The 19716-nt window shown below is 72.4% G+C and carries 16 protein-coding genes; 9 read left to right on the forward strand and 7 right to left on the reverse strand.

The genetic code is table 11. The features are described 5' to 3' along the window. Positions 1-31 precede the first annotated feature (31 nt). Both cydD and AC0693_RS23410 read left to right on the forward strand, forming a co-directional pair. Positions 32-3664: a thiol reductant ABC exporter subunit CydD gene (gene cydD / locus AC0693_RS23405; RefSeq protein WP_478802761.1), complete on the forward strand. Its 3633-nt coding sequence runs from the start codon at positions 32-34 to the stop codon at positions 3662-3664. Between the two features lie 104 nt (positions 3665-3768). Next, on the forward strand, positions 3769-5493 hold the full coding sequence (locus AC0693_RS23410) for a GAF domain-containing sensor histidine kinase (protein ID WP_478802762.1): 1725 nt from the start codon (positions 3769-3771) through the stop codon (positions 5491-5493). Between the two features lie 50 nt (positions 5494-5543). Here the strand turns inward: AC0693_RS23410 and AC0693_RS23415 are convergent, their stop codons facing one another. Continuing rightward, positions 5544-6425 carry a Cof-type HAD-IIB family hydrolase gene (locus AC0693_RS23415; RefSeq protein ID WP_469319622.1) on the reverse strand — a complete coding sequence of 294 codons (882 nt, stop codon included), beginning with the start codon at positions 6423-6425 and terminating at the stop codon, positions 5544-5546. A gap of 54 nt (positions 6426-6479) precedes the next feature. Between AC0693_RS23415 and AC0693_RS23420 the strand changes: the two genes are divergently transcribed. Next, a complete protein-coding gene (locus AC0693_RS23420) occupies positions 6480-7382 on the forward strand; it encodes an LLM class flavin-dependent oxidoreductase (protein WP_356403285.1) in 903 nt (300 codons plus the stop codon). A 57-nt stretch (positions 7383-7439) separates the two neighbouring features. On the opposite strand, the gene AC0693_RS23425 is transcribed toward AC0693_RS23420, so the two are convergent. After that, positions 7440-7979 carry an RNA 2'-phosphotransferase gene (locus tag AC0693_RS23425; RefSeq protein WP_478802763.1) on the reverse strand — a complete coding sequence of 180 codons (540 nt, stop codon included), beginning with the start codon at positions 7977-7979 and terminating at the stop codon, positions 7440-7442. A gap of 130 nt (positions 7980-8109) precedes the next feature. On the opposite strand from AC0693_RS23425, the gene AC0693_RS23430 reads away from it, so the two are divergent. Continuing rightward, on the forward strand, positions 8110-8961 hold the full coding sequence (locus tag AC0693_RS23430) for an aquaporin (RefSeq protein WP_478802764.1): 852 nt from the start codon (positions 8110-8112) through the stop codon (positions 8959-8961). Between the two features lie 94 nt (positions 8962-9055). Here the strand turns inward: AC0693_RS23430 and AC0693_RS23435 are convergent, their stop codons facing one another. From AC0693_RS23435 to AC0693_RS23445, 3 genes are all read right to left on the reverse strand, one after another. After that, positions 9056-10012 (reverse strand): MerR family transcriptional regulator, encoded by a 957-nt coding sequence (locus AC0693_RS23435; RefSeq protein ID WP_468466975.1) that lies wholly within the window; start codon positions 10010-10012, stop codon positions 9056-9058. Positions 10013-10122: 110 nt separating this feature from the next. Further along, positions 10123-11886, reverse strand: a complete 1764-nt coding sequence (locus AC0693_RS23440) for an SDR family oxidoreductase (protein ID WP_478802839.1) — start codon at positions 11884-11886, stop codon at positions 10123-10125. Positions 11887-11891: 5 nt separating this feature from the next. Beyond that, a complete protein-coding gene (locus AC0693_RS23445; protein WP_478802765.1) occupies positions 11892-12764 on the reverse strand; it encodes a M24 family metallopeptidase in 873 nt (290 codons plus the stop codon). Between the two features lie 223 nt (positions 12765-12987). Here AC0693_RS23445 and AC0693_RS23450 point away from each other — a divergent pair, with 223 nt between their 5' ends. The 5 genes from AC0693_RS23450 to AC0693_RS23470 all read left to right on the forward strand — a co-directional run bounded on the left by AC0693_RS23450 (position 12988) and on the right by AC0693_RS23470 (position 17265). After that, positions 12988-13959: an ABC transporter ATP-binding protein gene (locus AC0693_RS23450; RefSeq protein ID WP_356403300.1), complete on the forward strand. Its 972-nt coding sequence runs from the start codon at positions 12988-12990 to the stop codon at positions 13957-13959. After that, on the forward strand, positions 13949-14836 hold the full coding sequence (locus tag AC0693_RS23455) for an ABC transporter permease subunit (protein WP_356403303.1): 888 nt from the start codon (positions 13949-13951) through the stop codon (positions 14834-14836). The genes AC0693_RS23450 and AC0693_RS23455 overlap by 11 nt, the downstream gene beginning before the upstream one ends. Continuing rightward, a complete protein-coding gene (locus AC0693_RS23460; protein ID WP_469319625.1) occupies positions 14833-15744 on the forward strand; it encodes an ABC transporter ATP-binding protein in 912 nt (303 codons plus the stop codon). Before AC0693_RS23455 ends, AC0693_RS23460 begins: the two co-directional genes overlap by 4 nt. A 16-nt stretch (positions 15745-15760) precedes the next feature. Then, positions 15761-16480: an ABC transporter permease gene (locus tag AC0693_RS23465; protein ID WP_356403309.1), complete on the forward strand. Its 720-nt coding sequence runs from the start codon at positions 15761-15763 to the stop codon at positions 16478-16480. Between the two features lie 83 nt (positions 16481-16563). After that, a complete protein-coding gene (locus AC0693_RS23470; protein WP_478802766.1) occupies positions 16564-17265 on the forward strand; it encodes a rhomboid-like protein in 702 nt (233 codons plus the stop codon). 167 nt (positions 17266-17432) lie between these two features. Here AC0693_RS23470 and AC0693_RS23475 read toward each other — a convergent pair whose 3' ends face one another. Continuing rightward, on the reverse strand, positions 17433-18245 hold the full coding sequence (locus AC0693_RS23475) for an HAD family hydrolase (RefSeq protein ID WP_478802767.1): 813 nt from the start codon (positions 18243-18245) through the stop codon (positions 17433-17435). Then, on the reverse strand, positions 18242-19531 hold the full coding sequence (gene serS / locus AC0693_RS23480) for a serine--tRNA ligase (protein ID WP_478802768.1): 1290 nt from the start codon (positions 19529-19531) through the stop codon (positions 18242-18244). The genes AC0693_RS23475 and serS overlap by 4 nt, the downstream gene beginning before the upstream one ends. Between the last annotated feature and the right edge of the window lie 185 nt (positions 19532-19716).

The following is a 19716-nucleotide window of genomic DNA, read 5'->3' on the forward strand; positions in this document are numbered from 1 at the left end:
CTGCCCGACCCTGCCTTGGGGGATGTTTCACGTGAAACCGATCGACCCGCGCCTGCTCCGGTACGCCCGCTCCACCCGCCTCTTCCTGGGGGCGGTGGTGGCCCTCGGCCTCGCCGGAGCGGGGCTGGTCGTCGGCCAGGCCATGCTGATCGCCGAGATCGTGGTCGGTGCCTTCGAAAAGGGTCTCGACGGCCAGGCGTTGCGGACACCCCTGCTGCTCCTCGCGGCGGTGGCCCTGGGGCGGGCGCTGGTGGCCTGGCTCACCGAGCTGGCCGCCCACCGGGCCAGCGCCGCGGTCAAGTCGGAGCTGCGCGGCCGGCTGCTGGACCGGGCCGCGGACCTGGGGCCGTCCTGGCTGAGCGGGCAGCGGACCGGTTCCCTGGTGGGCCTGGCCACCCGGGGCGTGGACGCGCTCGACGACTACTTCTCCCGGTACCTGCCGCAGCTCGGACTCGCGGTCGTGGTGCCGGTGGCGGTCCTCGCGCGGATCGTCACGGAGGACTGGGTCTCGGCGGCCATCATCACGGGCACGCTGCCGCTGATCCCCGTCTTCATGATCCTCATCGGCTGGGCCACCCAGTCCCGGATGGACCGCCAGTGGCGGCTGCTGTCCCGGCTCTCGGGGCACTTCCTCGACGTCGTCGCCGGGCTGCCGACGCTGAAGGTGTTCGGCCGGGCTAAGGCGCAGGCCGAGTCGATCCGTACCATCACCGACGACTACCGGCGGGCCACGATGCGCACCCTGCGCATCGCCTTCCTCTCGTCCTTCGCGCTCGAACTGCTCGCCACCCTCTCGGTGGCGCTGGTCGCCGTCACCATCGGCATGCGGCTCGTGCACGGTGACCTCGACCTGTACACGGGACTGGTCATCCTGATCCTGGCGCCCGAGGCCTACCTGCCGCTGCGCCAGGTGGGGGCGCAGTACCACGCGGCGGCCGAGGGGCTGGCGGCGGCGGAAGAGATCTTCGAGGTGCTGGAGACCCCGCTCGCGGACGCGGGCGGTACGGCCGCCCCGGCCCCCGTCGCCTCCGCCGAGCTCCGGTTCGAGGGCGTCGCGGTCCGCTACGAGGGCCGCGCGGCCTGCTCACCCGGCCCGGTCTCGCTGACCGTCGCGCCGGGAGAGTGCGTCGCGCTCACCGGTCCCAGCGGGGCGGGCAAGTCCACCCTCCTCCAGGTGCTGCTCGGATTCGTGGCGCCGAGCGAGGGGCGGGTGCTGATCGGGGGCGTGGACCTGGCCGAGCTGTCCCCGGAGCGGTGGCGCGAGCGGATCGCGTGGGTGCCGCAGCGCCCGCACCTGTTCGCCGGGACCATCGCCGAGAACGTACGCCTCGCCCGTCCGGACGCCTCGGACGAGGAGGTCGCGCGGGCGCTGCGGGACGCCGGGGCGCAGGAGTTCGTAGCGGCGCTGCCGAACGGGGCGGGGACCGCGCTGGGCGAGGGCGGGGCCGGCCTGTCCGCGGGCCAGCGCCAGCGGCTCGCGCTGGCCCGGGCCTTCCTGGCGGACCGGCCGGTGCTGCTCCTGGACGAGCCGACGGCCGCGCTGGACGGCGAGACCGAGGCCGCGGTGGTCGACGCCGTACGCCGGCTGGCCGCCGGGCGGACGGTCCTGCTCGTGGTCCACCGGCCGGCGCTGCTGGCCGTGGCGGACCGGGTGGTGGCCGTGGGGGCCGTGGACGCCGCAGAGCCCCGGATCCCGGTGCCGGATCCCGGCCCCGGTTCCGCGCTCCACGCGCCGAACGGGCCGCAGGGGGAAGCCGGAGGATGGATCCTCGGCGAGGCCGACGACGGCGCGGAGCGCCCGGAGCACACGGAGCGCCCTGGGGACGCGGAGCGCCCCGAGCACGGGGAGCCGGCCCGGCGGCGGCCCGGCGGGAAGGCGCCCGTCTCGGCCGGTGGCCGCGGCGGGCATCCGCTCGCGCGGGTACGGGCGGACGCCGCGCGGTGGCAGGGCCGGTTCCGGCTCGGGCTGTTCCTGGGGGCGCTGGCCGTCGGGTGCGGGGTCGGTCTGATGGCCGTGTCCGGCTGGCTCATCTCCCGGGCGTCCGAGCACCCTCCCGTCCTCTACCTGATGGTGGCCGTCACCGCGACCCGGGCCTTCGGACTGGGACGTGCCGTCTTCCGCTACGCGGAGCGGCTGGTCTCCCACGACGCGGTGCTGCGGATGCTCGCGGAGCTGCGGGTCTCCGTGTACCGGCGGCTGGAGCACATCGCGCCCGGCGGGCTGCGCGAGCGGCGGCGCGGCGATCTGCTGACCCGTCTGGTGGCGGACGCCGACGCGCTCCAGGACTACTGGCTGCGGTGGCTGCTGCCGGTCGGTACCGCCGTGCTCGTCGGGCTGGGCTCGGTCGGCTTCACCGCCTGGCTGCTGCCCGAGGCGGGCGCGGTCCTCGCGGTCGGGCTGCTCGCCGCCGGGGTCGGCGTGCCGCTGGTCAGCGGTGCCTGCACGCGACGGGCGGAACGCCGGCTGGCGCCCGCCCGGGGCGAACTGGCCACGCGGGTGACGGACCTGCTCTCGGGCACCGCCGAGCTGACCGTCGCCGGAGCGCTGGGCGGACGTAAGGAACGGGCGCGGGAGAGCGACCGGGTCCTCACCCGGATCGCCGCCCGCGGGGCCGCTGCCACCGGGATCGGCGGTGGGCTGGCCGCCCTGGTCTGCGGGCTGACCGTGGTGGCGGCCGCCGCCGTCGCTGCGGGCGCGGTGGCCGACGGCCGGCTCGGCGGGGTGGCGATGGCCGTCGCCGTGCTCACCCCGCTCGCCGCGTTCGAGTCGGTCAACGGACTCCCGCTGGCCGTCCGCTACCGCCAGCGGGTCCGGCGCAGTGCCGAGCGGGTGTACGAGGTGATCGACGCTCCGGCGCCGGTCGCCGAGCCGGAGCGGCCGGGCCCCGCGCCCGCGTCCCCGTTCCCGCTGCGGCTGACCGGGCTCGGCGCCCGTCACCCCGGGCAGGAGCACGACGCGGTACGGGGGATCGACCTGACGCTCGACGCCGGCCGCCGGGTCGCCGTCGTGGGGCTCTCCGGTGCGGGCAAGACCACGCTGGCGCAGGTGCTGCTGCGCTTCCTGGACGTGCGCGAGGGCGCGTACACCGTCGCGGGCGTCGACGTACGGACGCTGGACGGGGACGACGTACGCCGGTTGGTCGGCCTGTGCGCGCAGGACGCGCACCTCTTCGACAGCTCGGTCCGGGAGAACCTGCGCCTCGCGCGGACCGGGGCGAGCGAGGAAGAGCTGCGCGAGGCGCTCGCCGCCGCCCGGCTGCTGGAGTGGGCGGACGGGCTGCCCGACGGGCTGGACACCCTCGTCGGCGAACACGGCGAACGGATCTCGGGCGGGCAGCGCCAGCGGCTGGGCCTTGCCCGCGCGCTGCTGGCCGACTTCCCGGTCCTGGTCCTGGACGAGCCGGCCGAGCACCTGGACGTGGCCACCGCGGACGCGCTGACCCGGGACCTGCTGCGCGCGACCGAGGGGCGGACCACGGTGCTGATCACGCACCGGCTGGCCGGGCTCGACGCGGTGGACGAGATCCTCGTGCTGGACGGCGGCCAGGTTGTGCAGCGCGGCCCGTACGACCTGCTCGTGGGCGTCGAGGGACCGTTGCGGCGGATGGTGGACCGGGAGCGGGAGGGTGACCTGGCCGCGACGGGCCGCCGGGGAACGGCGTGATCGGGCGGTGGGACGGCCTGGACCGGCGGTCCCCGGTGAGTCGGGCCGACTTTCCCCGTCGGCCCGACTTTCCCCGCCAAAAGGGACTAACTAGTCTCAAGGGCATGTCAGTGCAGGAGTCGCAGGAACCGCGGGACACGTCGGACCCGCTGGAGGCCGCCACCAAGGCCACCCGCAGTCTGCAGGGCCTGTCCACCGAGCTCACCGCCCGGGTGCCGCAGCTGCTGGAGGCGATGCGGTCGGTCGGCACCGGCCTCGAACTGCACTCCACGCTGGACCGCATCTGCGAGACCGCCGCGGAGCTCGCGGACGCCCGCTACGCGGCCATCGGCGTCGTGGACACGGAGGGCCGCGGCCTGTCCGATTTCGTCACCCACGGCGTCGGCCCCGAGACGGCCCGGCTCATCGGGCACCGCCCCGACGGCAAGCGGGGCCTGCTCGGTGCGCTGATCCGGCACCCGGACCCGGTCCGGCTGGCCGATCTGGCGGACGACCCGCGCGCGGCCGGGTTCCCGGCGGGCCACCCGCCGATGAAGACCTTCCTGGGCGTACCGATCCGGGTGCAGGGGGAGATCTTCGGCAATCTGTACCTCGCCGAGAAGAACGGCGGCGTCGAGTTCAACGACTACGACGTCCACATGGTCCGGGTGCTGGCGACCGAGGCGGGCATCGCGATCGGCAACGCGCGCCTGTACGAGGCGGCCACCCAGCGCGAACGCTGGATCGACGGCTCGGTGGCCGTCACCACCGCGCTCCTGTCGGGCGGGGACGCCGACGACGCGCTCGCCGTCGTCGCGGAACAGGCCCGCCGGCTGGCGGACTCGGCGGCCGGGATCGTGATGCTCCCCGCCGAGGAGGGCGGGATGGAGATCGTGGCGGTCTCCGCCGACCACCCCGGCACCTCGCTCGGCGTCCTCATCCCGGGGGAGAGCCCCGTGGTGGACAAGCTGCTCCGCGGCGAGCCGGTGTTCGTCGACGACGCGTCCTCGGATCCCCGCACGATGGGCCGCCTGACCAGCCAGTACGGGCCCTGCATGATGCTCCCGCTGCACAGCGGCGGGCGGGTGCTGGGTGCGCTCGTGACGCCGCGGGCGCGCGGGAAGCGGCCGTTCACCGAGGCCGAACGGACGCTCGCCACCCAATTCGCCTCGCAGGCGGCGCTCGCGCTGATGATGGCCGAGGCGCAGCGCGACCGGGAGCGGCTCGCGGTCTTCGAGGACCGCGACCGGATCGCCCGTGACCTGCACGACCTGGTCATCCAGCGGCTGTTCGCCACCGGGATGATGCTGGAGGGCGCCCAGCGCCGCTCCATCGTTCCCGAGGTGCGCGACGGGGTCGGCAAGGCCGTCGACGAGCTGGACGTGACGATCCAGGAGATCCGCACCGCGATCTTCGCGCTCCATCAGGGCCCGGCGGAGGCCCCGTCCGGGCTGCGCACGCGGGTGCTGCGCGAGATCAACATGGCGGCCGTGCCACTGGGCTTCAAGCCCGCGCACCGCTTCGTCGGGCCGGTCGACGCGGTGGTCGGCGAGCTGGTCGGCAAGAACCTGATCGCCGCGCTGCGCGAGGCGCTGTCGAACGCCTTCCGGCATTCCGAGGCGGAGCGGATCGAGGTGGTGCTGGACGCGACGATCACGCTGGCGGACGGCCGGCCCGGCGTCCGGCTGGAGGTTGCGGACGACGGAGTGGGCATCCCGGAGGGCGGTCGGCGCAGCGGGCTGCGGAACCTGCGGCGCCGGGCGGAGTCGCTGGGCGGCTCGAGCTCGTACGGCCCGGGGATCGGCGAGGACGGCGGCGGGACGACCCTGGTGTGGGAGGCCCCGCTGTAGTCGGTGTGCCCCGGACGCCGTACCCGCGCGCCGCCGGGGCCGTGCGCTCGTCAGTCCCGGCGGGGCAGGTCCGCCAGGATCCGCTCGATGACGAGGGCGACCCCGTCCTCGTTGTTGGCGACCGTACGTCCGGACGCGGCCGCGATCACGGCCGGGTGGGCGTTGCCCATCGCGTACGAGGTGCCCGCCCAGCTCAGCATCTCGACGTCATTGGGCATGTCCCCGAAGGCGACGACCTCGGCGGGGGAGATGCCGCGCTCGGCGCAGCAGTGCTCCAGCGTGCTGGCCTTGGAGACGCCGAGGCCGCTGATCTCCAGCAGCGCGGTCGGACTGGAGCGCGTAATCGCGCCGTGCTCTCCCGCGACGGCGCGCGCCAGGGTCAGGAACGCGTCCGGGGACAGCTCGGGGTGGTGGGAGAGCAGCTTCAGCACGGGCGCCGCCGCCGTGGACGGGTCCTCGTACAGCAGCTTCTCGGCGGTGGCGACCGTGGCACCCGGGTCCTGGTAGAAGGGCGGGTACGTGGGCTCGTAGTGGATGCCGGTGGTCAGCTCGACAGCGAACGAGCTGCCGGGGGCGGCGGCGCGCAGCGCGTGCACGACGGCCAGCGCGTCGGCCCGGGGCAACTCCCTGACCTGGACGAACTCCCGTCCCGCGTGCAGATCGACCACGGCCGCGCCGTTCGCGCAGATGGCCAGGCCGTGGCCGTGCACGTGCTCGGCGACGACGTCCATCCAGCGGGCCGGGCGGCCGGTGACGAAGAAGACCTCGATGCCCGCCGCTTCGGCGGCCGCGAGGGCGGCGACGGTCCGGTCGGACACGGACTTGTCGTCGCGCAGCAGGGTCCCGTCGAGGTCGGTGGCGATGAGGCGGGGCGTGGGGGTTGGCCCGTCCGGGCGCTGGGGAGCCGAGGTCACGGCTCCATCTTCGCCCATGGACCCGTCCGGCCGGACCAGGGATGCCGGACGGATCCCCGTAGGCTCTCGGGCATGAGCCTGCGTCTGAGCACTGTGATCCTTCCGGTACGTCCCTGGCACGACGGCGGCCGTGACCAGTGGCTGCGAGCCGAGGAACTCGGCTTCCACGCCGCCTACACCTACGACCACCTCACCTGGCGGACCTTCCGCGACGGTCCGTGGTTCGGTGCGGTGCCCACCCTGACCGCCGCGGCCGCCGCGACCGGGCGCATGCGGCTGGGCACCCTCGTGACCTCGCCGAACTTCCGGCACCCGGTGACCCTCGCCAAGGACCTCATGTCGCTGGACGACATCTCCGGCGGCCGGATCACCCTGGGCATCGGGGCGGGGGGAAACAGCTTCGACGCGACCGCGCTCGGGCAGGAGGCGTGGACCCCGCGCGAGCGGGCCGACCGGTTCGCCGAGTTCGTCCCGCTGCTGGACCGGCTGCTGTCCGAGGAGGCGGTGACGTACGAGGGCACCTTCTACTCCGCGAACGAGGCCCGCAGCATTCCCGGCTGCGTCCAGCGGCCCCGGCTGCCCTTCGCGGTGGCCGCGAACGGACCGCGCGGGCTGAAGCTGGCCGCCCGGCACGGGCAGGCCTGGGTGACGACGGGCGATCCCAAGCTGTTCGAGACGGGCACGCCGGAGCAGTCGGTCGAGGCGCTCCGGGGCCAGATCGAGAAGCTGGGCAAGGCTTGCGCCGAGATCGGCCGGAACCCGGAGTCGGTGGAGAAGATCCTGCTGACCGGCTTCACCCCGGAGGCGAACACGATGCTGCGCTCGCTCGACGCGTTCGTCGACTTCGTGGGACGCCACCGTGAGCTGGGCTTCGACGAGCTGGTGATCCACGCGCCGATCCCGGACACCGAGTTCGCCGCCGACCAGGACGTCTTCGAGAAGATCGCCACCGAGGGGCTCGCGCAGCTGGGCTGAGGTGAGACGTGGCGGGGTGGGGCCGCGCCGGGGCGCTCGCCCCGGCCGCCCCCAGCACTAGGGCAGGCGCAGGAACTGCGGGGGGACGGCGTCCCCCAGCCACACCCCGTTGGCGCTGATCCGGAACACGTACCCTGCCACCCGCATTGCGCCCGCGTCCACGGCGAGGACGATCGGCCTGCCGCGCCGGGCGCCCACCCGGGTGGCTGTCTCGCGGTCCGGGGACAGGTGGACGTGGTGGCGCCGCATGGGGCGCAGGCCCTCGGCGCGGATCGGGCCGAGGGCGGCGGCGACGGTGCCGTGGTAGAGGTATGCGGGCGGTTCGGCCTCGGGCAGCTCCAGGTCGACGTCGACGGTGTGGCCCTGGCTGGCCCGGATGCGGGTGCCCGCCACGGCGAAGCGCTGCTTGTCGTTGGCGGCGACGACGTGGTCGAGTTCCGCCCGGGTGAACGGGAAGCGGTGCTCCGCGGCCGCGCGCAGCAGGTCGTCGATCTCTACCCAGCCGTGGGCATCGAGCACCAGCCCGATCCGTTCCGGCTGGTGCCGCAGGTGTTTCGAGACGTACTTGGACACCTTCACGGCGCGTTTCTCGTCCATGGAGGTCAGGTTGCCCGGTGGAGGGCGCCCTGCCAAAGGCTTTACGTCCCCGGGCTCCGCCGAGACGCCTCTTCCGTGTTTTCGGTATACGGAATACTTTTTCCGTTGTACTCGACTCCCGGGAGACACCATGACCGCATCGGCGATCACCGCGCCAGCAGTGACCGCACCATCCGACGCCGCACCCGCCGCCACCGGATCCACCGTCGTCACGACAGCCTCGCTGTCGCGCCGCGCCGCAGCCGAGCTGATCGGAACCTGCGGGCTCCTCGTCGTCGTCATCGGTTCCGGCATACAGGCCGCGGCCCTCAGTCGGGACGCGGGCGTCGCCCTCGTCGCCAACTCGCTCGCCTCCGCGATCGGCCTCGGTCTGATCATCACCCTGCTGGGGCCGCTGTCCGGAGCGCACCTCAATCCCGTCGTCAGCCTCACCTCCTGGTGGGCGCGGCGCGGCGGGGGCGAGGGCCTGGCCGGGCGCGAGGCCCTCGTCTACACCGCGGCCCAGACCGCGGGCGCCGTCGGCGGCGCGGTGCTTGCCGAGGCGATGTTCGGGCGTGTGCCCGGCACCTTCGCCACGCAGGTCCGGGGCGGCGGGCACCTGCTGGTCGGCGAGGTCGTCGCCACCGCCGGGCTGGTCCTCGTCATCCAGGGGCTGGGGCGGATCGGGCGGCCGAAGCTGATCCCGGCCGCGGTGGCCGCGTACATCGCCGCCGCGATCTGGTTCACCTCCTCGGGCTCCTTCGCCAACCCGGCGGGCACGGTCGGGCGCGCCTTCAGCGACTCCTTCACCGGGATCGCGCCGCGGTCACTGCCCGGATTCGTCGCGGCGCAACTCGTCGGCGGGGCCGTGGGCCTGCTCGTGGCGAGCGTGCTCTACGGGCGCCGTACCGCGCCCGCCGCCGACGCCGACCCGGCAGCCTCCGCCGCGCCCGCCGACACCGCCGACGGCACCACCACGAACGCCGGCGCACCCACCGGCTGAGCAGCCACCGGACGGGATGTCCACAGGGTGGACCCACTTGTCCACAGCCGTTTCGGCGGGTTTTGTCGGCAAACGGGTGACCCGCCTGTGGAAACTAACCGCCCCGCCGCGCCAGCTCGTTCATGGTCCGCGCCTGCAACTCCCGCTCCGTGGCGGCCCGGACGAAGGCCGCCACGTGGTCGGCCCCGACCAGCTCCTGGACCGCCCGTACGGTCTCGGCCGGCAGCACCACGGGAGCGGGCCCCGGCGGCTGCGGCGGGCCGGCCGCGCCCAGGTGCCGCTGGAGGTGCCGGGTCGCGAGCAGCCGCATGGCCCGGGCCAGCTCGGCGTCCACCGTCTGCTGGGCCAGGGGACGCAGCCTGCGCACCATCGCGGCGGCGGCGGTCGCCGCCGCGTCCGTCAAGGTCAGTTCGACCGCGCAGGCGGGGTCGACGGCGGCGGTGGCGTCGGTGTGGTGGCCGAGGTAGCGGGCGAAGACGTGCTCGGTCGTGAACTCCAGGAAGCGCGAGGCGATGTGCTCCACCTGGCCGCGCAGCTCCCGCAAGTGGCCGGTGATCGCCGGCAGCGGCACCCCGGCCGCGTACAGCTCGGCGGCCACCGCGAGTTCCTGCGGCGACGGGACCAGGAACTCGTCCGCCCGTCCCGGGATCCGCTCCAGGACGCCCAGCTCGCAGGCCTCGTCCACCGCCGTGTCGTCCGGCGTGCCGCCGAAGCGCTCGTCCAGTTCGGCCCGGCTGATCCGGGCCGCCTCCTCGTCCGTCCACGGACCGTGCACCTCGGCGACCAGGCCGAGTACGCCGCCCAGGCCGCGCCCGGCGTCCCAGGCCTCCAGCAGCTCCTTGATGGAGGCCAGGGTGTAGCCGCGGTCCAGCAGGTCGGCGATCTGGCGCAGCCGCGCCAGATGCGTGTCCCGGTACACGTTGGACCGCCCGCGCCGCTCCGGCTTCGGCAGCAGGCCGCGGTCCTGGTACGCCCGGATCGTGCGCACCGTCGCCCCGCTGTGGTGCGCCAGGTCCTCGATCCGGTACTCGGCTACCGCCTGATCGGACAATCCCACTCCCTACGACAGGCCCACGCGCGGTGAGCCCTCCTGCGAGGGATGGTACGACCGCCGGAAGGAGCGGGATACGGCTGCGCCCGGCTCTCTCCGGGTCGCCCCGCTCACAGCCGCGGCTCCAGCTTCGCGAAGGCCCGCAGCGCGCCGGGCGCGAAGCGGGACATCCACAGGGCGCCCTTGGACTCGGGCGTCACCGGCACGACCGCCTGGTTCCTGACCACGGCCAGCAGGATCGCGTCCGCGACCTTCTCCGGCGGGAAGTTGCGCAGCCCGTACAGCCGCGAGGACCGCTGCTGGCGGCGCTTCTCCTCCGCCGCGTCCACCCCGGTGAACCGGGAGGTGGCGGTGATGTTGGTGTTGACGATGCCGGGACAGATCGCCGAGACGCCGATCGACTTGTCCGCCAGTTCGGCGCGCAGGCACTCCGACAGCATCAGCACCGCCGCCTTCGAGGTGCTGTAGGCGGGCAGGCTCTTGGTGGGCAGATAGGCGGCTGCGGAGGCGGTGTTGACGATGTGACCGCCCTGCCCGCGGTCGGCCATCTGCTTGCCGAAGATCCGGCAGCCGTGGATGACGCCCCACAGGTTGACGTCGAGGACCTTCTTCCAGTCCTCCGAGCTGGTCTCCAGGAACGGCCCGGAGAGCCCGATGCCGGCGTTGTTGACCAGCACGTCGACGATGCCGTACTCGGCGGCGACCTTCTCCGCGAGCTTCTCCATCGCCTGCTCGTCGGCGACGTCCACGCATTCGCCCCAGGCCTGCGGGGCACCCACCAGACGGGCCATCTCGGCGGTCCGGGCGGCCCCTTCACCGTCGCGGTCGACGGCCACCACCCGGGCGCCCGCCTCGGCGAACGCGAAGGCGGTGGCCCGCCCGATGCCGCTGGCGGCGCCGGTGACCAGGACGAGCTGTCCGCCGAACCGGTCGGCATGCCTGCCCGGAGCCTTCTGCTCCGGTGCCCGGGTCGCGGGCTCCTCCCGGGAGGTGACGAACGCGCCGATCCAGGCCGCCAACTGGTCGGGCCGGGTCCGCGGTACCCAGTGCTTGGCCGGCAGGGTCCGGCGCAGCAGATCGGGCGCCCACTGCTCCAGGTCGTCGTAGAGCCGCTCGGACAGGAAAGCGTCGCCGGTCGGGGTGATCAGCTGGACCGGTACGTGCGCGTACGCGTCGGTACGCGGGCGGCGCATCCTCGGCCGGACGTTGTCCCGGTAGAGCCAGGCGCCGTGCGCCGCGTCGGAGGGCAGGGAGTCGGTCGGGTAGTCGCCCGCCGGTACCTTCTCCAGCCGCTCCAGGATCGCGGGCCACCGCTTGCCGAGCGGTCCGCGCCAGGCCAGCTCCGGCAGGAGCGGGGTGTGCAGCGCGTACACGTACCAGGACTTGGCGCCCTGGCCCAGCAGCTGCGCGGCCCGGCGGGGTGTGGGCCGGGACATGCGCTTCTTGATCCAGTGCCCGAAGTGGTCGAGCGAGGGACCCGACATCGAGGTGAACGAGGCGATCCGCCCCTCCGTGCGCCGCACGGTCGCGAACTCCCAGCCCTGTACGGACCCCCAGTCGTGCCCGACCAGGTGCACCGGCCGGTCCGGGCTGACCGCGTCCGCCACCGCCAGGAAGTCGTCGGTCAGCTTCTCCAGCGTGAAGCCGCCGCGCAGCGGCACGGGCGCGGTGGACCTGCCGTGTCCGCGCACGTCGTAGAGCACCACGTGGAAGTGCTCCGCCAGGCGCTCGGCGACTTCCGACCAGACCTCCTTGCTGTCCGGGTAGCCGTGCACCAGCACCACGGTCGGCCGGTCGGCGTCGCCCAGTTCCGCGACGCACAGCTCGACCCCGCCCGTGCGCACCCAGCGCTCCCGCGCTCCCGCCAGTCGCATCTCGCTCACGCCGCCTTCTCCTCCGCCCAACGCCGCACGTGCGGCAGATCGTCATCGAGCCAGAACGCGCTCTCTTCGGGGTCCTGCGAGTCGGTCACGACCAGGATCTCCTCGAACTTCGCGCCGGTGCCACGGAAGCCCAGGTGCGGCTCCACGGCCCACAGGCCCGGCTGCGGCGGGTGGTCGGAGAAGGAGTACGGGCTCCACAGCGGGGACCATCCTTCGCGGTGCCCGTGCAACGCGTCGCTCGCGAGCCCCTTCAGGGCCTGCGTGCCGAAGCCGAAGGCGGTCGGCGACCAGCGCCGCTCGGCGACCCGGTCCACCTTGTGCGCGATCACGCCGAAGGGATACGCGCGGTGCCGGTTGGCATAGCCCTGGCGGACCATCAGCCGCTCGACGTCCTCGTAGATGTCGCGCAGCGAGCGGCGCTCGCGCACCTGCTCCAGGATCAGCTCGCGGTGCGCCCGCAGGTCCGAGAGCAGCAGGTCGTGCACCGGATTGAGCCCCAGGCAGCTGGAGTAGCCGACATCGGCCGTGTACCCCTTGTAGACGGGAGCCATGTCGAGGATGAACGGCATCCCCGGTTCCAGCTTCCGGTGCGTGGGGAAGAACTGGAGCGGTATCCGGAAGTTCACGAAGGCGGTGCGGTCGCCGAACCAGGCGAAGGGCAGGTGGAACCAGTCCCGCACCCCGCGCTCGCGCAGCCAGTCGCGCTGCATCCGGGCCGCCTCGCGCTCGCTCACGCCGGGCCTCAGCTGCGCCGCGACCGCTTCGGCGCAGGCGTACGCCAGGCGCTGCACTTCCCTGAACCCGTCGAGATCGGTGGCCCGTGGTCCGGCCGCCCGCCCGGTGCTCCGCTGCTTGGTCTCCCCTGACATGCCAGCCGTCCGTCCGTGTAGCCCTACGCGTCCGTAACTTGACACTGATGAATGTGACAATGGTTGGAGACGACGTCAAGGGGCGTGCACGGACCTGTGGAAAAGTCCTGCGATGTGGACGACCCTGTCAGCCTTCCGGCACCTCGTGTACGCCTCAAGGCGGAGACGGGGTCCCGCTCCAAGGCTGACGTTCCGCGCCGGCGCGCGCACTAACGTCACTCCCGTGACTGTCATCGCGACCGAAAGCCTGAGCAAGCGGTACCCCCGAGTGACCGCCCTCGACCGGCTCTCCCTGGACATCGGGCCCGGCGTAACCGGACTCGTGGGCGCCAACGGAGCCGGCAAGTCCACGCTGATCAAGATTCTGCTGGGACTGTCCCCCGCCACCGAGGGCCGCGCCGCCGTGCTCGGGCTCGACGTCGCCACGCATGGCAGCGCCATCCGTGAACGCGTCGGCTACATGCCCGAACACGACTGCCTGCCACCCGACGTCTCGGCCACCGAGTTCGTCGTCCACATGGCCCGCATGTCGGGGCTGCCGCCGACCGCCGCCCGCGAGCGGACCGCGGACACGCTGCGCCACGTCGGGCTCTACGAAGAGCGCTACCGCCCCATCGGCGGCTACTCCACCGGTATGAAGCAGCGCGTCAAGCTCGCCCAGGCGCTGGTCCACGACCCGCTGCTGGTCCTCCTCGACGAGCCCACCAACGGCCTCGACCCGGTCGGCCGCGACGAGATGCTCGACCTGATCCGCCGCGTCTACACCGACTTCGGGATCTCGGTCCTGGTCACCTCCCACCTGCTCGGCGAGCTGGAGCGGACCTGCGACCACGTGGTCGTCGTCGACGGCGGCAAGCTGCTGCGCTCCAGTTCCACCAGCGACTTCACCCAGACCACGACGACCCTCGCGGTCGAGGTCACCGACACCGACGCCCACCCCGACGGGACCTCCGCGCTGCGCAAGGCGCTCACCGAGGCGGGCCTCACCCTCCACGCGGGCGAGGAGCAGGGGCTGCCCGGCGCGGGCCACATCCTCCTCGTCGAGGCCGCGGGCGAGGAAACCAACGACACCATCCGCGACACCGTCGCCGCTCTGGGCCTCGGCCTGGTCCGCATGGAACAGCGCCGCCACCACATCGCGGAGGTCTTCCGCGACCACGACCAGCAGAAGGGAGCCGGTTCCGATGGCGCCTGACACCTCGACCCAGATCCACAACATCGGCTACCGGTCCTACGAGGGCTCCCGGCTCGGCCGCGCCTACGCGCGCACCTCGCTGTACTCGCAGTCCCTCCGCGGCTCCTACGGACTCGGCCGCTCAGCCAAGTCCAAGGTGCTCCCCATGATCCTCTTCGGCGTGATGTGCATCCCCGCGCTGATCATGGTCGCGGTGGCGATCGCGGTGCCGGGCAACACCGACCTGCCGATCAAGTACACGACGTACGCCGTCACCACGCAGGTGATCATCGGGCTGTACCTCGCCTCCCAGGCACCGCAGTCAGTCTCCCGTGACCTGCGCTTCAAGACGGTCCCGCTGTACTTCTCGCGGCCCATCGAGCGCGTCGACTACGTGCTCGCCAAATTCGCGGCGATGGCCTCCGCGCTCTTCATCCTCACCGCCACCCCGCTGCTGATCATGTTCGTCGGCGCGCTGCTGGCCAAGTTCGACTTCGCCCACCAGGCGAAGGGATTCGGGCAGGGACTGGTGTCGGTACTGCTGCTCTCGCTGCTCTTCTCCGGCCTCGGGCTGGTCGCCGCCGCGCTCACCCCGCGCCGCGGCTTCGGCGTCGCCGCCGTCATCGGCCTGCTGGTCATCCCCTACGGCGCCGTCTCCACCGTGCAGGCCGTCGCCTACAACACGGGGTCGGCCGACGCCGTCCAGTGGATGGGCCTGTTCTCCCCGATCACCCTCATCGACGGGGTCCAGACCGCCTTCCTCGGCGGCGCCTCCGCCTTCCCCGGCGGCGAAGGACCCTCGACCGGCGTCGGCATCGTCTATCTGCTGGTCGTACTCGGCCTCATCGTCGGCTCCTACGCCGCGCTGATGGCCCGCTACCGGAAGGCCGGGCTGTGAGCATCATCGACATCGACCACGCTTCGCGCTGGTTCGGGAACGTCGTCGCCGTGAACGACGTGACCATGCGGATCGGCCCCGGCGTGACCGGCCTGCTGGGCCCCAACGGCGCCGGGAAGTCCACCCTCATCAACATGATGGGCGGCTTCCTCGCCCCCTCCACCGGGACCGTCTCCCTCGACGGGGCGCCGATCTGGCGCAACGAGCAGATCTACAAGAGCGTGGGCGTCGTGCCCGAGCGCGAAGCCATGTACGACTTCCTCACCGGCCGGGAGTTCGTCGTCGCCAACGCCGAGCTCCACGGGCTCGACGACGCGGCCGCCCAGCGGGCGCTGGCCACAGTCGAGATGGAGTCCGCCCAGGACCGCAAGATCTCGACCTACTCCAAGGGCATGCGCCAGCGCGTGAAGATGGCCTCCGCCCTCGTCCACGACCCCTCCGTGCTGCTCCTCGACGAGCCCTTCAACGGCATGGACCCGCGCCAGCGCATGCAGCTCATGGAGCTGCTGCGGCGCATGGGCGCCGAAGGCCGGACGGTCCTGTTCTCCTCCCACATCCTGGAGGAGGTCGAGCAGCTGGCCTCCCACATCGAGGTGGTCGTCGCCGGACGGCACGCCGCTTCCGGGGACTTCCGCAAGATCCGCCGCTTGATGACGGACCGCCCGCACCGCTACCTGGTCCGCTCCTCCGACGACCGGGCGCTCGCCGCGGCCCTGATCGCCGACCCGTCGACCGCTGGGATCGAGGTCGACCTCAAGGAGGGCGTCCTGCGGATCCAGGCCGTCGACTTCGGGCGCTTCACCGAGCTGCTCCCGCGGGTCGCCCGCGCGCACGGCATCCGGCTGACGACGGTCTCGCCCTCCGACGAGTCCCTCGAATCGGTCTTCTCCTACCTCGTCGCGGCCTGAAAGGAGCTGGCACACCATGTACAACCCCACCGTTGCCCGGCTCACCTACCGAGCCCTGCTCGGCCGCCGCCGCGCGCTGATCCTCTTCGCGCTGCCCGCGCTGCTGATCATCATCTCCATCGCGGTGCGCACCTTCACCGGCGTGGACGACAAGGTCGCCGCCGACCTGCTCGGCGGGTTCGCCCTCGCCACCATGGTCCCGCTGATCGGCGTCATCGCCGGTACGGGTGCCATCGGCCCGGAGATCGACGACGGCTCGATCGTCTACCTGCTCGCCAAGCCGGTGAAGCGGCCCACGATCATCATGACCAAGCTGATCGTGGCCGTCGCCGTCACCATGGCGTTCTCCGCGATCCCCACCCTTATCGCCGGGTTCATCCTGAACGGCAACGGCCAGCAGATCGCCGTCGCCTACACCGTCGCCGCGCTCGTCGCCTCGATCGCCTACAGCGCGCTGTTCCTGCTGCTCGGCACCGTCAGCCGGCACGCGGTCGTCTTCGGTCTGGTCTACGCCCTGATCTGGGAGTCGCTCTTCGGCAGCCTGGTCTCGGGCGCCAAGACCCTGAGCGTCCAGCAGTGGGCGCTCGCACTGGCCGAGCGCGTGGCCGGTCCCGGGTACGTCGACTCCTCGGTCGGACTGACCACGGCGGTGATCCTGCTCGCCGTCGTCACCGCGGGCGCCACCGTCTACGCCGGTCAGAAGCTGCGCCGCCTGACCCTGGCGGGCGAGGAGTAGGGCCCGCCGCCCGTCGCGCGAAGCTGTGCCCCGCCCGGCCCACGTGCCGGGCGGGGCACAGCTTCGCGCGTCATGATCGGGGCATGCAGCCGCACACCGAGCCCGAGCGATCCAGGCCCCTGCGGTCCTGGATCCGGGCCTCGCCGGGTACGCACGCCTGGCTGCTGATCATCGCCGTCACCAGCGTCATCGTGGCCATCGCCCCCGAAGGCGTCGACCACTTCCTGTTCCACCGCAACAGCAGCAACATCCAGCAGCTCGTCAAGCACCCGTTCCAGGCCCTGGTCGGCAGCGCCTTCTGGATCGAGAACCCGGCCTCGCTGGCCCTCTACGCCGTGCTCTTCGAGGTGTTCCACGCGTCCGTGGAACGCTGGCTCGGGACCCTGCGCTGGCTGGCGATCGTCGCCACCGCCCATGTGGTCGCCACCCTGATCAGCCAGCAGCTCGTGCTGACTGCGATCCGGGACCACCGCGCTCCGCGCAGCATGGCCCACGTCGTCGACATCGGGGTCAGCTACGGGCTGGCCGCTGCCGTGGGCGTCCTCACCTACCGGCTGCCGAATCCCTGGCGATGGCTCTACCTGGCCGGCACCGTGGCCTTCTTCGGGCTCCCCCTGGCCACGGGCGGGACCTTCACGGACGCCGGGCACGCCATCGCGCTCTCCATCGGCCTGCTCGCCTGGCCGCTCACCCGGAACCCGCATCCGCACGGGCATGGGCACGAGCACGGGCATGGTCACGGGCACGCAGACGCGCACGCTTCTCATGTTTCACGTGAAACATGAGGAGGCTGACGCGGAGCCGGCCGGGCCCGACCCACGGTTATTCGCTGGTAGAAGCCACCGGCCGGGGGCAGAGTGACAGTGCGGGGAGCAACAAAAAGGTCCGGGACGGCCACTTCGAGCGCGCCTCGCGGCGCGGGCCGTTCCGGACCTTCTCGCGGTCGTTCCGCTCAGGCGGCGCCGAGCAGGTGCTCCAGCACCACCGCGATGCCGTCGGCCTGGTTCGAGGTGGTCACCTCGTCGGCCACGGCCTTCAGCTCCGCGTGCGCGTTGGCCATCGCCACACCGTGTGCGGACCACGCGAACATGGGGATGTCGTTGGGCATGTCTCCGAAGGCGATCGTTTCCGCCGCCTTCACCCCCAGCCGGCGGGCGGCCAGCGACAGGCCGGTGGCCTTGCTCAGACCGAGCGGCAGGATCTCCACGATGCCCGGACCGGCCATCACCACGTCCACGAGGCTGCCGACCGTCGCGCGGGCGACCCGGACCAGTTCGTCGTCGCCGAGGCCCGGGTGCTGGATGTACAGCTTGTTCAGCGGAGCCGTCCAGACCTCGGTGGTGTCCCGCAGGTACACCGCCGGAAGGCCTTCCTGCACCTGGTAGCCCGGCCCGAACAGCACTTCGCCGTCCAGCCCGTCGCGGCTCGCCGCCAAGGCCAGGGGGCCGACCTCGGCTTCGAGTTTGGCGAGCGCCAGACCGGCCAGCTGCCGGTCCAGCGTCACCGAGGTGAGGAGCCTGCCCGCTCCGGCGTCGTACACCTGAGCACCCTGCCCGCACACCGCGATCCCCTTGTAGCCGAGATCGTCGAGCACGTGCCGGGTCCAGGGCACGGCCCGGCCGGTGACGATGATGTGCACCGCCCCCGCCGCGGTGGCTGCGACCAGTGCTTCGCGGGTGCGTTCCGAGACCGTGTCGTCGTCACGCAGCAGCGTGCCGTCGAGATCGGTCGCGACGAGCTTGTACGGGAACGGTGCCGGGCTCACTTGGCGATCGGCTCCAGGACTTCGCGACCGCCGAGGTACGGACGCAGGACCGGGGGCACCCGTACCGAGCCGTCGGCCAGCTGGTGGTTCTCCAGGATGGCCACGATGGTGCGGGGTACGGCGCACAGGGTGCCGTTGAGCGTGGACAGCGGGCGCATGGCCTTCTTGCCGTCCTTGGTCTCGCGCATGCGCACCGACAGGCGGCGGGCCTGGAAGCTGTCGCAGTTCGAGGCGGAGGTCAGCTCGCGGTACTTGCCCTGCGTCGGGATCCACGCCTCGCAGTCGAACTTGCGGGAGGCCGAGGACCCGAGGTCACCGGTGGCGACGTCGATGACCTGGAAGGGCAGTTCGAGAGCGGTGAGCCACTGCTTCTCCCAGCCCAGGAGACGCTGGTGCTCGGCCTCGGCATCCTCCGGCGCGACGTACGAGAACATCTCGACCTTGTCGAACTGGTGGACGCGGAAGATGCCGCGGGTGTCCTTGCCGTACGTACCGGCCTCGCGGCGGAAGCACGGCGAGAACCCGGCGTAGCGCAGCGGCAGCTGGTCCGCTTCCAGGATCTCGTCCATGTGGTACGCCGCCAGCGGTACCTCGGAGGTGCCGACGAGGTAGTAGTCGTCCTTCTCCAGGTGGTACACGTTCTCCGCGGCCTGGCCGAGGAAGCCGGTGCCCTCCATGGCGCGCGGGCGGACCAGCGCGGGGGTGAGCATCGGGATGAAGCCGGCCTCGCCTGCCTGCGCGATCGCCGCGTTGACGAGAGCGAGCTCCAGCAGGGCGCCGACGCCGGTGAGGTAGTAGAAGCGCGAGCCGGAGACCTTCGCGCCGCGCTCGACGTCGATGGCGCCGAGGGACTCACCGAGCTCCAGGTGGTCCTTGGGCTCGAAGCCCTCGGCGGCGAAGTCGCGGATCGTGCCGTGGGTCTCCAGGACGGTGAAGTCCTCTTCGCCGCCGACGGGGACGTCCGGGTGCACGATGTTGCCGAGCTGGAGCAGCAGCTTCCTGGCGGTCTCGTCCGCCTCGTTCTGCTCGGCCTCGGCGGACTTGACGTCGGTCTTGAGCTGTTCTGCCTTCTTCAGCAGCTCGGCGCGCTCGTCGGGCGAGGCCTTGGGGATGAGCTTGCCCAGGGACTTCTGCTCATTGCGCAGCTCGTCGAAGCGCGAGCCGGAGGACCTGCGGCGCTCGTCGGCGGAGAGCAGGGCGTCGACGAGGTCGACGTCTTCTCCACGGGCGCGCTGCGAGGCGCGGACACGGTCAGGGTCTTCACGGAGCAGCCGGAGGTCAATCACCCCACCAGGCTACCGGCCTGACTTCCGGGGCTTGAACCGATATAACGCTGCGTGTCGCTATGTCCTGAATGCCGCGAATGCAAAACTCCTGCCGTGTGGCCGGAAGCCGACCTTCCCACCGGGCCGGTCCCCGCCTGACGATGGGCCTGTAAACCGGCCCGAATCCCCGAAAAGGGGCGCCTCGC

Source organism: Streptomyces sp. NPDC043876, assembly GCF_056435825.1.

Excerpts from the sequence above, each read along its gene's own strand:
- AC0693_RS23470 (WP_478802766.1), top strand. The coding sequence starts at position 16,564 with ATGCAGCCGCACACCGAGCCCGAGCGATCCAGGCCCCTGCGGTCCTGG.
- AC0693_RS23455 (WP_356403303.1), top strand. The coding sequence starts at position 13,949 with ATGGCGCCTGACACCTCGACCCAGATCCACAACATCGGCTACCGGTCC.
- AC0693_RS23430 (WP_478802764.1), top strand. The coding sequence starts at position 8,110 with ATGACCGCATCGGCGATCACCGCGCCAGCAGTGACCGCACCATCCGAC.
- AC0693_RS23410 (WP_478802762.1), top strand. The coding sequence starts at position 3,769 with ATGTCAGTGCAGGAGTCGCAGGAACCGCGGGACACGTCGGACCCGCTG.
- AC0693_RS23440 (WP_478802839.1), bottom strand. The coding sequence starts at position 11,886 with ATGCGACTGGCGGGAGCGCGGGAGCGCTGGGTGCGCACGGGCGGGGTC.
- AC0693_RS23445 (WP_478802765.1), bottom strand. The coding sequence starts at position 12,764 with ATGTCAGGGGAGACCAAGCAGCGGAGCACCGGGCGGGCGGCCGGACCA.
- AC0693_RS23420 (WP_356403285.1), top strand. The coding sequence starts at position 6,480 with ATGAGCCTGCGTCTGAGCACTGTGATCCTTCCGGTACGTCCCTGGCAC.
- AC0693_RS23415 (WP_469319622.1), bottom strand. The coding sequence starts at position 6,425 with ATGGGCGAAGATGGAGCCGTGACCTCGGCTCCCCAGCGCCCGGACGGG.
- AC0693_RS23425 (WP_478802763.1), bottom strand. The coding sequence starts at position 7,979 with ATGGACGAGAAACGCGCCGTGAAGGTGTCCAAGTACGTCTCGAAACAC.
- AC0693_RS23465 (WP_356403309.1), top strand. The coding sequence starts at position 15,761 with ATGTACAACCCCACCGTTGCCCGGCTCACCTACCGAGCCCTGCTCGGC.